Origin of the sequence: Brevibacterium sp. CBA3109 (assembly GCF_040256645.1) — a bacterium.
In the GTDB taxonomy this organism is placed as follows: Bacteria; Actinomycetota; Actinomycetes; order Actinomycetales; family Brevibacteriaceae; genus Brevibacterium; species Brevibacterium koreense.
The window spans coordinates 1,073,118-1,086,002 of record NZ_CP158281.1 but is presented as its reverse complement, the minus strand read 5'-3'; the positions used below and the strand labels follow the sequence as shown (position 1 = coordinate 1,086,002).

The following is a 12,885-nucleotide window of genomic DNA, read 5'->3' as shown; positions in this document are numbered from 1 at the left end:
ACGGTCGCTGCTGCGGTGACGAGATCGTCTCGGCCGTGACGTCAGTGTCGGGGCTCAGCAGCTGAATCAACGAAGCAGACTCGCTTGACGGCTCTGGCGGCACCCCTCACGGAGACCGTGAGTTTCGCTCCTGCAGGTCTCAACGCGCAGAAATCAGAACGAGAGGTCATCAAGACGAGAGGTCAAGACCCACTGGGACGAGCATTCCCCACTCAAACGAGAGTGGCCGTGTTCCCTGTGCTGTGACAGCGGCGTCGAGAGGAGAGATACCAGAACCAGCGCAAGCACACATCGCCTCGAGCGGCTCGTGAAGGGCCCACGAGGTCGGCTTCGCCAAGGTGCTGGCCCCCGTCTCTTGACCGGCGATTTCCCTGCCGCATGGCGATGCTCGATAATTATCATGTGAGCAAATGGCTATTTCTGATGGGCGCCATCATCGCCGAGGTGACTGGCACTCTGGCGCTGAAGGCAGCCCTTGACTCCCCCACCCTCTACATCATCGTCGGTCTCGGCTATGCCGCAGCGTTCGTCTTCCTCAGCCTTACCCTCCGCGTCGGTATGCCGCTGGGCATCGCCTACGGAATCTGGGGTGCGGCGGGAGTCGCGCTCACCGCGGTCCTCTCTCTCGTCCTCTTCGCTGAACCGCTCACACCCGTCATGATCACCGGAATCGTCTTCATCATGGCCGGCGTCATCCTCGTCGAGGTCGGCAACCGCGAAGACGACACGCACCAGACCGTATTGGACGCACCACAGCGCGATCCAGGAGACGAGTCATGATCATCGGCTGGGTTCTGCTCGCCATCGCGATCATTCTCGAGGTCGCGGCCACGATCTGTCTGCGCATGGCATCGGTCGGCGGCAGCAAATGGTGGTATGTCGGAGTCGTTGCCGGCTACCTCGTCTCGTTCAGCCTGCTCAGTCTGACTCTGCGCACCGGTATCCCCTTGGGAGTGGCCTACGGGATCTGGGCCGCCACCGGGGTGGCGCTGACTGCTCTGGCCGGCCGTGCATTATTCAAGGAGAAGCTGACGCGGAAGATGCTCGTCGGCATCGGTCTCATCCTCATCGGCGTCCTGCTCATCGAACTCGGCTCCTCACATGCCTGAACGATCAGCCAGCCGGAACACAGCAACCCCTCGGGCGACTGAGCAACCTTTAGCGGGGTTGCCCAGCGCCCGAAGGGTCGTTGAGACGGTCTATCCGTCAGGCTCGGCAGGCCTAGTCCCTACTTCGGGGCTGGAACCTCGTAGTCGATCACGAGGGGGGCATGATCGGACCAACGCTCGGCCCAGCTGTCGGCCTTGTCGACCGTGGCCTTGACAGCCGCCTGGGCAAGTTCCGGTGTCGCCATCTGATAGTCGATGCGCCACCCTGCATTGTTGTCGAAGGCCTGACCACGCATGGACCACCACGTGTAGGGACCGTCGACATCACCGCTGAGCTCCCGGTGCACGTCGACGAAACCCACGTCACCGAAGAAGCCGTCGAAGTACCCGCGCTCCTCGGGCAGGAAGCCGGCCTTCTTGCGGTTGGCCTTCCAATTCTTCAAGTCCCGTTCTGTGTGGCAGACGTTGAGGTCACCGGTGATCAGCACGTGATCAGCGGTCTCCGCGAGTTCAGGAAGGCGCACGGTCATTCGGTCGAGGAAACGGTACTTGTCCTCCTGCTTGGGAGTGTCCACCTCACCGGAATGGACGTAGGCCGACACGAGTGTCAGCAACGACCCGTCGCCGAGGCGATAGTCGGTTTCCAGCCACCGACCGGCCCGATCGAAGTACCCGTCCGTGCCGAGACCTTCGCGGACCTCGACCGGCTGAGTCCGAGCCATGACGGCCACCCCGGCACGTCCCTTCGCCTCGGCGTCGTGGCTGATCGTGGTGTACCCGGTGCCCTCGAGCACTGTGAGGGCAATGTCGTTTGCGGCCCGGACTTCCTGCAGCGTGATGAAGTCAGGTTTGGCACTGTCTACCCAGGTGGGCATCCCCTTTCTCCATGCCGCTCGAACTCCGTTGACGTTGACTGATGCAATCCGAATCATGTGTTCTATCATGGCATGAGCGCACTACTCATCCGGGCCTGGGCGTTATACAGTGATGGAAAGAAGTATATTTCAGGAGGCGTAATGGCTGTAGACGAGACTTTCGATTCTGAGCAGCTGAACATCAGCCCGCTCGACGAAGTAGACGCCCGTGAGATGCGAGAGTTCCTGCTCAGTGCGCAGGAGAAATTCTGGGGAGACCGGGACCTGAGCGGCGATCACAATGCCTATTGGTTCCACCAGTTCGTGGCCTCGGGACTGGTCGCCAGGTACCGTTCGGAGATTGTCGGCTATCTGCTCGGCGCCATCCCCCATGACGGTCCTGCTTACATCCACCTGGTTGCCTCCCGATCGGATTTCCGCCATCGGGGAATCGGGCGACACCTGTACCAGCACTTCATCGAACACTCGCGAAAGTTGGGTGTCTCATCGGTGCAGGCCACAACCATGCCGGATTCGTCCGCAGCGATCTCGTTCCATTCCTCACTCGGGTTCACCGGTGAACTCATCGAAGGCTACGCAGGCACCGGAGATCCGCGCGTGTTCTTCGAGCTCAAGCTCCTCGAGGAATGAACCGAATGGTTTGACCAACAGCACAGAGACCGACGGCCTCCCACACAGATGTGTGGGAGGCCGTCGGTCTGAGACCATGAACCGTTCAGGCGGCTGCGGCACTCCGCTGAGCGACGTCAACGACATTCTTCAAAAGCAGTGCCCGAGTCATGGGCCCGACTCCGCCGGGATTCGGTGACACCCAAGCCGCTACCTCGGCGACGCCAGGTTCCACATCTCCCACGATCTTCGACTTCCCAGTCTCTGGATCCTCTTCGCGCGAGACTCCGACGTCGAGGACGACCGCACCGGGTTTGACCGCGTCGGCGGTCACTATCCGGGCCGAACCCGCGGCGGCGACGATGATGTCGGCCTGAGCCAGCAGCTCCGGCAGATTCGTCGTTCCAGTGTGCGTCAGCGTCACCGTGGAGTTGTACTCACGCCGAGTCAGCAGCGCGCCGATCGACCGACCGACGGTGACACCGCGACCGACGACCACAACGTGCTTGCCAGCCAATTCGATCCCGTTGCGCTGCATCAGTTCGATGACTCCGCGTGGGGTGCACGGCAGCGGAGTCGTGATCTCCCTGCTGACATTGAGCATGAGCCGACCGAGGTTGGTCGGGTGCAGTCCATCCGCGTCCTTGGCCGGGTCGATGCGTTCGAGGACTGTGTCCGTATCAATGTGTGACGGCAGCGGCAGCTGCACGATATAGCCGGTGCATTCGTCATCGGCGTTGAGCTCGTCAATGACCGACAGGAGCTCATCCTGGCTCACCGACTCCGGAAGATCGCGGCGGATGGAATGGATGCCCACCTCAGCGCAGTCACGGTGCTTGCCCGCCACATACCATCTCGATCCCGGATCCTCACCGACGAGGACCGTGGCCAAGCCGGGAACGATACCCCGTTCGGCCAGGTTCGCGACGGTGGTCCGCAGCTCTTCCTTGATCTCCTTCGCACAGGCCCTGCCGTCAAGGATCTGTGCTGCCATCAGTACTGCTCCAGATCTTCGTAGAGAGGGAAGTTGTCGCTGAGCTTCTTGACCCGAGCGCTGAGTGCGTCGACATTCGCACTGGGCTTGAGCGCCTCGGCGATGACATCGGCAACCTCGGTGAACTCGGCATCGCCGAACCCACGGGTGGCCAGAGCAGGGGTGCCGATGCGCAGACCGGAGGTCACCATAGGCGGCCGGGGGTCGAACGGGACGGCGTTGCGGTTCACCGTGATGCCGACCTCATGCAGGAGGTCTTCTGCCTGCTGTCCGTCCAGGGCTGAGTTGCGCAGGTCAACGAGGACCAGGTGGACGTCGGTTCCGCCGGTCAGGACCGTGGCTCCGGCGCTGGCAACGTCATCGGCCATGAGACGCTCGGCCAGGATCTGGGCTCCGCGCACTGTCCGTTCCTGACGGGCTTTGAACTCTTCGGAGGCGGCGAGTTTGAAGGCCACGGCTTTGGCCGCGATCACGTGCATCAGTGGCCCTCCCTGCTGGCCTGGGAAGACCGCGGAGTTCAGCTTCTTCGCATATTCCTCTTTGCCGAGGATGAAGCCCGAACGGGGACCGCCGATTGTCTTGTGGACAGTTGATGACACGACATCGGCGAAGGGCACCGGATTGGGGTGCAGGCCGGCAGCGACGAGGCCGGCGAAGTGCGCCATGTCGACCCAGAGCTTCGCTCCGACCTCGTCAGCGATGTCGCGGAAGGCCTGGAAGTCGAGCTGACGCGGATAGGCGGACCAGCCGGCGACGATGACCTCGGGGCGATGCTCGAGTGCCCGCTCCCGCACCTTGTCCATGTCAATGCGGTATGTGTCGGGATCGACTTCGTAGGACGCAACGTCGTAGAGCCGTCCCGAGAAGTTGATCTTCATGCCGTGGGTGAGGTGTCCGCCATGGGCCAGTGAGAGGCCGAGCATCTTGTCACCGTGGCGGGCGAGTGCGTGCATCACGGCGGCGTTGGCGGAGGCACCGGAGTGCGACTGCACGTTCGCGTATTCGGCACCGAAGAGGCTCTTGGCACGGTCAATGGCGAGAGTTTCAGCAACATCGACGTATTCGCAGCCGCCGTAGTAGCGCTTGCCGGGATAGCCTTCGGCATACTTGTTCGTCAGCACGGACCCCTGCGCCTGGAGCACTGCGCGCGGCACGAAGTTCTCCGAGGCGATCATTTCGAGAGTCGAACGCTGGCGGCCCAATTCCTGGTCGAGGACTTCCGCGATCTGTGGATCGATGTCTGCAAGCGAGGCCTGCATCGAATTATCAGTCATGTGTACACTCCTGTGGCATCCAAAGTGATGAGTGGGAAAGCGCGATCGGCTCCGCGAGCACCCGAAATCAATGCTAACAGCGAACCAGATCACACAGCCGGACCGCTCATCATCCGGATGATGAGCCGGTTTCGGGGCACACCGGGCCTGACCATTAGAATCGAGCGCATGAGTCGAGAATGGATCCTGCGAGTCACCTGCCCGGACGCGACCGGAATCGTCCATGCCGTGACCGGGGTCCTGGCCTCGCTCGGTGCCAACATCACCGAATCCCAGCAGTTCTCCTCCCCCGACTCCCTCCAGTTCTTCCTGCGGGTCCAGTTCGTCATGATCAACGATTCCGATGCCGAAACTCTGGAGTCTTCCCTCGCCGAGGCAGCTCACCGTTTCGATATGACAGTCAGCCTCCAGCCAGCGAAGAAGAAGACGAGAACCCTCGTACTCGTATCCAAGGCCGCACACTGCCTCAACACTCTGCTGTTCCAGCAGAGCTCGGACCAACTGCCCATCGACATCGTCGGTGTGGCCGGCAACCATGACTGCCTGCGGTCACTGACAGAATTCCACGGCCACGACTTCCACCACATTCCGATCACTCGAGAAACCAAAGACGCCGCCGAGGCGCGACTGAGCAGACTCGTTGATGAGCTTGACGTCGAGCTCATCGTCCTCGCCCGGTACATGCAGATCCTCTCCCCCGATCTCTGTGCTCGGCTCGAGGGCCGGGTCATCAACATCCACCACTCATTCCTGCCCAGCTTCAAGGGCGCCAAACCGTATCACCAGGCGCATGCCCGCGGGGTGAAGATCATCGGTGCCACGGCCCACTACGTCACCCCCGACCTCGACGAGGGGCCGATCATCGAACAAGACGTAGCCCGCGTCGATCACAACCGCAATATCGCCGACTTCGTCCAGCGCGGACAGGACGTCGAGGCGGCCGTGCTGGCACGAGCCGTGGCCTGGCACGCCGAGGGACGGGTCCTCATGGACGGCCAACGCACGGTCGTCTTCAACTGATCCGAGCACCTCGGCGACATGTGCGCACCGGGGTAGATGCATTCAACGTTGACCGAGATGCTCTGCCGACGGACATCTTCTGGAGCACCTGCACCACGCAGATATCGGGTGATACTCGACCGATTCGCTGTCTCCCTCGACGCGGTACTACCAGGCTTTTACGACCTCGAGTTCACCTTTGGGGTTCTCCTAGGCAATTCACAACAGTTGCGCAAGCTGCTGTAGAGTCGCTCCGGCTTACAAAAGGAGACGACTTTAATGACGGAAACCACTTTCCGCACAATTGCAATCGTCCTGTATTTTGCAGGAATGCTGGCCATCGGCTGGTTCGCGTACAGCAAGACCAAGAACAGCCTCGACGAATACATGCTCGCAGGACGTGGTCTGCGCCCCAGCGTTGCCGCCCTGAGCGCCGGAGCCTCGGACATGTCGGGCTGGCTGCTCATGGGACTCCCCGGAGCGATCTACCTATCGGGACTGGTCGAAGCCTGGATCGCAGTGGGTCTGACGGTCGGTGCCTGGGTGAACTGGAAGTTCGTGGCCCCTCGTCTGCGCGCATTCACGGAGAAGGCCGGTGACTCGATCACCATTCCCAGTTTCTTCGAACACCGCCTCAACGACAACACTCGACTGCTGCGCATCGTCTGCGGTGTCATCATCCTGGTGTTCTTCACCTTCTACGTGTCGTCGGGCATGGTCGCCGCCGGCAAGTTCTTCGAATCGAGCTTCGGCCTGAACTATTTGTCCGGAATGCTCATCGTCGCGGCCATCACCATGGTCTACACCCTGTTCGGAGGGTTCCTCGGAGCCACTCTGACCGACGTCGCACAGGGTCTGCTGATGTTCGCAGCACTCATCGCCGTGCCGGTCGTCGCCGTGTTCAACGCCGGTGGTCCGGCAACCGTGATCTCCAACGTCAAGGAGATCGATCCCAGCCTGCTCAGCCTCGCCGGCAGCGGGCCCTTCTGGGCCGGCGGCACGTATCTTGCAGTGATCTCCGGACTGGCCTGGGGCCTCGGCTACTTCGGTCAACCACACATCATCGTCCGGTTCATGGCGCTCCGGACTCCCGCCGATGCCACTGTGGCTCGCCGGATCGGTGTCGGCTGGATGGGAATCTCGGCCCTCGGCGCCATTGCCACCGCAATCGTAGGAATCTCGTACTTCTCCGACCACGCGGATATGAAACCCACCGACCCGGAGACCGTGTTCCTGGATCTCACTCAGATCCTCTTCCACCCGTTCATCGCGGGCCTGGTCTTGGCAGCGGTGCTGGCCGCGATCATGTCGACGATCTCCTCCCAGCTCGTCGTCACGTCCTCAGCGCTCATCGAGGATCTGTACAAGATCGTGGCTCTGCGCAGCGGATCGAAGCGAACCCTGCAGGACAAGACCTACGTTCTGCTCGGGCGCCTCGGCATCCTCGTCGTCGCGGTCATCGCCGTCCTGTTGGCAATCTCGCCGTCGAGCAGCATTCTCGACCTGGTGGCGTTCGCATGGGCTGGCTTCGGCGCCTCCTTCGGGCCGATCGTCCTGCTCACGCTGTTCTGGAAGAAGCTCAGCAACTGGGGCGCACTGTTCGGACTCATTTCCGGTGCTGCCGTGGCCTTTATCTGGGGACAGGTCAGCACTCCGCTGACCGATTCGATCTACGAGATCATTCCCGGGTTCGTCGTGAACCTCATTGTGGCGATCGTCGTCAGCAAGTTCACGTTCAAGCACAATGCCGAGACCGACCGCGAATTCGACGAGTCGGTCGAGTACTCACGAGCGAAGTGACGAGCCAGCAGCGCCTCTGACGGCCACACGTCGTTGGGCGAGCTTTGGCCCGCCACCATGCTTACGTCCTACACTGAGCGGCTATTCCTCCACCAGCACAGGGAGGAATAGCCGCTCACTGGTTCCTGCCCGACCCAGGATCCGCAACGCTGCCACCAGCAGGGTGCGCAACACTGCCACGGTAGGGGTGTGCAACCCTGCGCCACGTATAGAGGCGACGAACTGCGGCGGGCCGGTTATTATTATCCACTTCCACTCCCCCATCGCCTCGCGGCGCATCCCAGTCTCGCTCCTTTAGCCCCCAGATGCGGAGATCACAGCGTCTACTCCCACGTGAATACACGGCTGTGAATACACATCAGGCGGGCACCCATCGGGTGCCCGCCTGAGATGTTGCGGCAAAGAATCCTTACTTGGTCTCTTCAGCGCTTTCGTCGGTTGCTTCTTCCGCGACTTCGTCGGTCGCGGCCGAATCGGCTGCTTCCTCCGTGGTGTTGGCAGGAGCCTCTTCGACAACCTCTTCGGTCGTGCTCTTGGTCGCAGCGGTCTCGGTGGCCTGCTCGGCTTCCTTCACAGTTGCCTGCTTGGGCGAGTAGGGCTCGAGGACCAGTTCGATGACGGCCATCGGCGCGTTGTCACCGGGACGAGGACCAATCTTGGTGATACGGGTGTATCCGCCGGGACGCTCGGCCATGGTTTCGGCGATCGAGGTGAACAGCTCGTGCACGATCGACTTGTCGCCGATCTTTCCGAGCACGCGACGACGGGCGGCGAGGTCGCCCTTCTTGGCGTGGGTGATCATACGTTCCGCCACCGGACGCAGGCGCTTGGCCTTGGTCACGGTCGTGGTGATCTTCTTGTGCTCGAACAGGGCAGCAGCCATGTTGTTGAGCATCATGCGCTCGTGTGTTGGGGAGCCTCCGAGACGAGGACCCTTGGTTGGGGTTGGCATAGTGTCTTACTCCTAGGTCTTAATCAGTACTGTTCGTCTTCGACGTAGGACTGGTCCTCATCAACGAGACCGGCTTCGAACCCGGCGGGACTGTCCTTGAGGCTCAGGCCCAGCTCATTGAGCTTGGCCTTCACTTCGTCGATCGATTTCGAACCGAAGTTGCGGATATCCATGAGATCGGCCTCGCTGCGAGCAACGAGTTCGCCGACCGTGTGGATGCCTTCGCGCTTGAGGCAGTTGTAGGAGCGCACGGTCAGATCGAGATCTTCGATGGCCAGTGCCAGATCGGCAGCCAGAGCTGCGTCAACCGGCGAGGGCCCGATCTCGATGCCTTCGGCTTCGACGTTGAGTTCCCGAGCCAGGCCGAAGAGCTCGACCAGTGTCTTACCCGCAGATGCGATCGCATCGCGTGGGGTCATCGACGGCTTGGTCTCAATGTCGAGCACCAGGCGATCAAAGTCGGTACGCTGCTCAACACGAGTAGCCTCGACCTTGTAGGTGACCTTGAGAACCGGAGAGTAGATCGAGTCAACGGGGACCCGACCGATCTCTGCATCCGCATTCTTGTTCTGAGCGCTCGAAACGTAACCGCGTCCACGTTCGATGGTCAGCTCCATGTCCAGACGGCCTTCACCATTCAACGTGGCGATATGCAGGTCCGGGTTATGGATCTCGACTCCGGCAGGAGCAGAGACATCGGCGGCAGTCACGGTGCCGGGGCCCTGCTTGCGCAGGTAGGCAACGACCGGTTCGTCGAATTCCGACGACACGACCAGGGACTTCAGGTTGAGGATGAATTCGGTGACATCCTCCTTGACTCCTGGAACGGTGCTGAATTCGTGGAGCACTCCGTCAATCCGGATGGATGTGACGGCGGCACCTGGAATCGACGACAGCAGGGTACGACGAAGCGAGTTGCCGAGGGTGTAGCCGAATCCTGGCTCGAGTGGTTCGATGGCGAACCGTGAGCGATTCTCGGAGACGACTTCTTCCGTGAGCGTTGGGCGCTGTGCAATGAGCACGTGGGCTTCCTTTCAGCGAACATCCGCTATATGACGTTCGCACTGCACGTCATGGCCGTAGCCATGAAGAACGGTTCGGTTTATCTTGGAATCCGTTCTGCGACTGACAACGGGGCAAGGCCCGTCATCGGTTGCAGATCCACGGAAGGATCAGCCGCGGCGGCGCTTGGTGGGACGGCAGCCGTTGAACGGAACTGGAGTGACATCCTGAATGGTGCCCAGTTCCAGACCGGCGGCCTGCAGCGAACGGATCGCGGTTTCGCGTCCCGAACCTGGTCCCTTGACGAATACGTCGACCTTCTTGAGGCCGTGCTCCTGTGCGCGACGGGCAGCGGATTCCGCGGCCATCTGTGCGGCATAGGGGGTCGACTTGCGCGAACCCTTGAAGCCGACCTCACCTGAAGAGGCCCAGGAGATGACTGCACCGGTCGGATCAGTGATCGACACGATGGTGTTGTTGAACGTTGACTTGATGTGTGCCTGGCCGGCAACAATATTCTTCTTGAGCTTGCGGCGAGGCTTGCGCACTGTAGCGGCGCGTGACTTGGGAGGCATGTGTTTTACTCCTGATCGAGGTGGCTGATGCTGGTCAACCGGGTGAGCATGTTACTTCTTCTTACCGGCCACGGTGCGCTTCGGTCCCTTGCGGGTACGCGCATTCGTCTTGGTCCGCTGTCCGCGAACCGGCAGACCGCGGCGGTGACGCAGGCCTTCATAGCTTCCGATCTCCACCTTGCGGCGAATATCGGCAGCAACCTCACGTCGGAGGTCACCCTCAACCTGGAATGTGCCCTCAATAAAGTCACGCAGCTGGACGAGCTCGGCATCGCTCAAGTCCTTCACACGGGTATCAGGGCTGATTCCCGTCTCTGTCAGGGTCTGGCGCGCACGGGTGCGGCCCACACCATAGATGTAAGTCAAGGCGACCTCCACGCGCTTTTCACGCGGGATGTCGACTCCGGCAAGTCGTGCCATAGGTACTATCTCCTGTTGTAGTTCCGGAGGTGCTGATGCAGACCTGTCCTTGGTTTCCCAAGGTCCTCGGCCCCCGACCGAAGGTATCGTCCTGCCACTGCCCTAACGGCAGTGCAGATGGCGAGGTCTGCGTGGGTGTGGTGCTGCTGAAGCCCCTTGCGGGTGCCTCTGTCTGCTCGAAGAGCTGCTCAACCCTGGCGCTGTTTGTGACGCGGGTTGGAGCAGATGACGATGACCCGGCCGTGACGGCGGGTAATCTGGCAATTCTCGCAGATCTTCTTGACGCTTGGCTTAACCTTCATGGTTTTTCCTTCTTCCGACCTTTACCCCTGCGCAGGGGCGGGTACGAATGATCGAAGATCCTTACTTGTAGCGGTAAACGATTCGCCCACGCGAAAGATCGTATGGAGACAGCTCCACGATGACCCGGTCCTCGGGGAGAATTCGAATGTAGTGCTGTCGCATTTTTCCTGAGATATGCGCAAGCACCCTATGCCCATTGCTCAGCTCGACCCGGAACGATGCGTTCGGGAGAGCTTCGACAACGGCGCCTTCGATCTCAATGACCCCTTCTTTTTTGGCCATATCGTTCGCTAACCTCGTATTCCCGCGAAAACTTCGCGTTCGACGTAATCGTGTATCGTCGATTTACCCCGACGACCCCATAGCCTGTCGTTCACCTCACCCCATGAAAAGTTGCGGATGGCAAATGCCGCCCACAACAGAAAAAGGGTGAGTTAAGTGAGAACAGACCAATCAACAACCCTACACTATGGCCGAAGATTCTTCCAGGCGGTGCTGGCATCCCGAGGCGGACTGCCCTACAATCTTTTTCCACATTCGCCGAGGCGGGCCCAGGTTCAGGCTCCGTGCCGTGCTCCGTATCTCGCCCGGATGCTCGCGATGACGGCGATCGCGAGCACGACGAAGCCCATCACGGTGATCGAAGCAAAGCCGCCGAAGGCCAGCAACGGCCCGGACAGAGCCGCCAACGCGGCGGCGCCGAAGTTCATTCCCGCGTCGGAGAGTCCCTGCACCGACATGCGATGCGCGGGATCGATCTCTTTGGTCAGCAGTGTGGACCCAGCGATGAGGCATGCGCTCCAGCCCAAGCCCAAGACGAACAACGCCAATGACAGACGGATGAACGACGACTCGCCGAGAGCATCAACGAGCCCGAGGACGAGCGACACGGCGAACAGCCCGTGGCCGAAGAGAATCACCCGACCTGCGGAGTATTTGTCGGTGAGGTAGCCAAAGACCGGTGATAGTCCGTACATACCGAGGATATGGCCGCCGATCGTGATTCCGATCAGTTCGAGGCCGAGCCCATGATGGTCCATGTGCAGAGGAGTCATCACCATGGTTGCCACCATGATCATGTGTCCGGTGACCACAGAGAGCAGCCCCATGAGCGCGCTCGGGGAACGTCGGATGGCCTGCCAGGTGCCACCTCTGCGAGGGGATCTCGTGGACGGATCTCTTGAGGCGGGTGTGAGCCGGCGTAGGAACAGCACGCTGAGCAAGGCAAGCGCGAAGCCGGCGATCGCGATGATGAACGGCCCGGAGAGCGGGTCGAGGCTCAGAACTCGGCCGAGGCCGGCACCGGGTCCAGACAGGTTGGGTCCGATGACGGAACCGACTGTCGTGGCCCAGACGACGACGGACATCGCAGAACCCTTGAGATGGTCGGGAGCCGCATCCGTGGCCGCATAACGGCCTTGCAGCCCCGCGGCTGTAGCCGCCCCGAAGCAGCCCATGCCGATGAAGAAGGCGATGTCGATGCCGAACAGGATCGCCAGCACGATGAGGATGGCACCGCAGAGCGCGATCACATAGGCGATGGCCAATGCCAACCGGCGGCTTCGGCGTTCGGCCAGCCTCGCCAATGGAACAGCGAGAAGCCCGGCCCCGAGGATTGACGCTGTCTGCGCAAATCCGGCGAGCTCCGTGCGTCCGGTCAGACGCTCAGCGAGGATCCCACCGACGGCGAACCCTGTGGCGATGCCGATGCCGGAGAACAGCTGCGCCAGGCTCAGCGCCCATTGATTCCGGCGGAAGACCGACTGCGGGTGTGCAGACATCACGACTTCCACCTCTCAACGGTCGGAACGAATGGCTGGCGGCTCCTGCTGACGGTTCCACCTTAGTGGGTGATTTTGCCAACGGCGCGCCTGAGAGTATCAATGCGTTCGCAGGGCCGTGACCGAGCGTGTCACAACGGAGGGTGCACACGACAGTTCCCCTGCTAGCGTGAAACAGGACATTCTCGCAAC

The 12,885-nt window shown here is 61.2% G+C and carries 15 protein-coding genes; 5 read left to right on the top strand and 10 right to left on the bottom strand.

Features of this window, described 5'->3' with window-relative positions; all coding sequences use genetic code 11:
- Window positions 1–402 precede the first annotated feature (402 nt).
- Both AAFP32_RS05040 and AAFP32_RS05035 read left to right on the top strand, forming a co-directional pair.
- The gene (locus AAFP32_RS05040) at window positions 403–780 is read left to right on the top strand and encodes a multidrug efflux SMR transporter (RefSeq protein WP_350270878.1); all 378 of its coding nucleotides are present in this window, start codon (window positions 403–405) and stop codon (window positions 778–780) included.
- 2 nt (window positions 781–782) lie between these two features.
- Window positions 783–1,109, top strand: a complete 327-nt coding sequence (locus AAFP32_RS05035) for a multidrug efflux SMR transporter (protein WP_350271454.1) — start codon at window positions 783–785, stop codon at window positions 1,107–1,109.
- A gap of 119 nt (window positions 1,110–1,228) precedes the next feature.
- Here AAFP32_RS05035 and AAFP32_RS05030 read toward each other — a convergent pair whose 3' ends face one another.
- Entirely contained in the window at window positions 1,229–1,984 is a 756-nt protein-coding gene (locus tag AAFP32_RS05030; protein WP_350270877.1) for an exodeoxyribonuclease III, read from the bottom strand.
- A 141-nt stretch (window positions 1,985–2,125) separates the two neighbouring features.
- Between AAFP32_RS05030 and AAFP32_RS05025 the strand changes: the two genes are divergently transcribed.
- Window positions 2,126–2,614 carry a GNAT family N-acetyltransferase gene (locus tag AAFP32_RS05025; RefSeq protein WP_350270876.1) on the top strand — a complete coding sequence of 163 codons (489 nt, stop codon included), beginning with the start codon at window positions 2,126–2,128 and terminating at the stop codon, window positions 2,612–2,614.
- A gap of 85 nt (window positions 2,615–2,699) precedes the next feature.
- Here AAFP32_RS05025 and AAFP32_RS05020 read toward each other — a convergent pair whose 3' ends face one another.
- Together AAFP32_RS05020 and glyA are read right to left on the bottom strand one after the other, a co-directional pair.
- Window positions 2,700–3,587, bottom strand: a complete 888-nt coding sequence (locus AAFP32_RS05020) for a bifunctional methylenetetrahydrofolate dehydrogenase/methenyltetrahydrofolate cyclohydrolase (protein ID WP_350270875.1) — start codon at window positions 3,585–3,587, stop codon at window positions 2,700–2,702.
- Window positions 3,587–4,861, bottom strand: a complete 1,275-nt coding sequence (glyA, locus tag AAFP32_RS05015) for a serine hydroxymethyltransferase (protein ID WP_350270874.1) — start codon at window positions 4,859–4,861, stop codon at window positions 3,587–3,589. The genes AAFP32_RS05020 and glyA overlap by 1 nt, the downstream gene beginning before the upstream one ends.
- Before the next feature lie 168 nt (window positions 4,862–5,029).
- Here glyA and purU point away from each other — a divergent pair, with 168 nt between their 5' ends.
- Together purU and putP are read left to right on the top strand one after the other, a co-directional pair.
- Entirely contained in the window at window positions 5,030–5,881 is an 852-nt protein-coding gene (gene purU / locus AAFP32_RS05010; protein ID WP_350270873.1) for a formyltetrahydrofolate deformylase, read from the top strand.
- A gap of 258 nt (window positions 5,882–6,139) precedes the next feature.
- Window positions 6,140–7,660: a sodium/proline symporter PutP gene (gene putP, locus AAFP32_RS05005; RefSeq protein ID WP_350270872.1), complete on the top strand. Its 1,521-nt coding sequence runs from the start codon at window positions 6,140–6,142 to the stop codon at window positions 7,658–7,660.
- A 409-nt stretch (window positions 7,661–8,069) separates the two neighbouring features.
- Here putP and rplQ read toward each other — a convergent pair whose 3' ends face one another.
- The 7 genes from rplQ to AAFP32_RS04970 all read right to left on the bottom strand — a co-directional run bounded on the left by rplQ (window position 8,070) and on the right by AAFP32_RS04970 (window position 12,693).
- A complete protein-coding gene (rplQ, locus tag AAFP32_RS05000; protein WP_350270871.1) occupies window positions 8,070–8,612 on the bottom strand; it encodes a 50S ribosomal protein L17 in 543 nt (180 codons plus the stop codon).
- A gap of 23 nt (window positions 8,613–8,635) precedes the next feature.
- Window positions 8,636–9,634 carry a DNA-directed RNA polymerase subunit alpha gene (locus tag AAFP32_RS04995; protein ID WP_009884957.1) on the bottom strand — a complete coding sequence of 333 codons (999 nt, stop codon included), beginning with the start codon at window positions 9,632–9,634 and terminating at the stop codon, window positions 8,636–8,638.
- Between the two features lie 150 nt (window positions 9,635–9,784).
- A complete protein-coding gene (rpsK, locus tag AAFP32_RS04990; protein ID WP_009884958.1) occupies window positions 9,785–10,189 on the bottom strand; it encodes a 30S ribosomal protein S11 in 405 nt (134 codons plus the stop codon).
- 51 nt (window positions 10,190–10,240) lie between these two features.
- Window positions 10,241–10,609: a 30S ribosomal protein S13 gene (gene rpsM / locus AAFP32_RS04985; protein ID WP_092102951.1), complete on the bottom strand. Its 369-nt coding sequence runs from the start codon at window positions 10,607–10,609 to the stop codon at window positions 10,241–10,243.
- 188 nt (window positions 10,610–10,797) lie between these two features.
- The gene (gene rpmJ / locus AAFP32_RS04980; RefSeq protein ID WP_009884960.1) at window positions 10,798–10,911 is read right to left on the bottom strand and encodes a 50S ribosomal protein L36; all 114 of its coding nucleotides are present in this window, start codon (window positions 10,909–10,911) and stop codon (window positions 10,798–10,800) included.
- A gap of 61 nt (window positions 10,912–10,972) precedes the next feature.
- The gene (infA, locus tag AAFP32_RS04975; RefSeq protein ID WP_101574514.1) at window positions 10,973–11,194 is read right to left on the bottom strand and encodes a translation initiation factor IF-1; all 222 of its coding nucleotides are present in this window, start codon (window positions 11,192–11,194) and stop codon (window positions 10,973–10,975) included.
- A 275-nt stretch (window positions 11,195–11,469) separates the two neighbouring features.
- Window positions 11,470–12,693 carry an MFS transporter gene (locus AAFP32_RS04970; RefSeq protein WP_350271453.1) on the bottom strand — a complete coding sequence of 408 codons (1,224 nt, stop codon included), beginning with the start codon at window positions 12,691–12,693 and terminating at the stop codon, window positions 11,470–11,472.
- Window positions 12,694–12,885 lie beyond the last annotated feature (192 nt).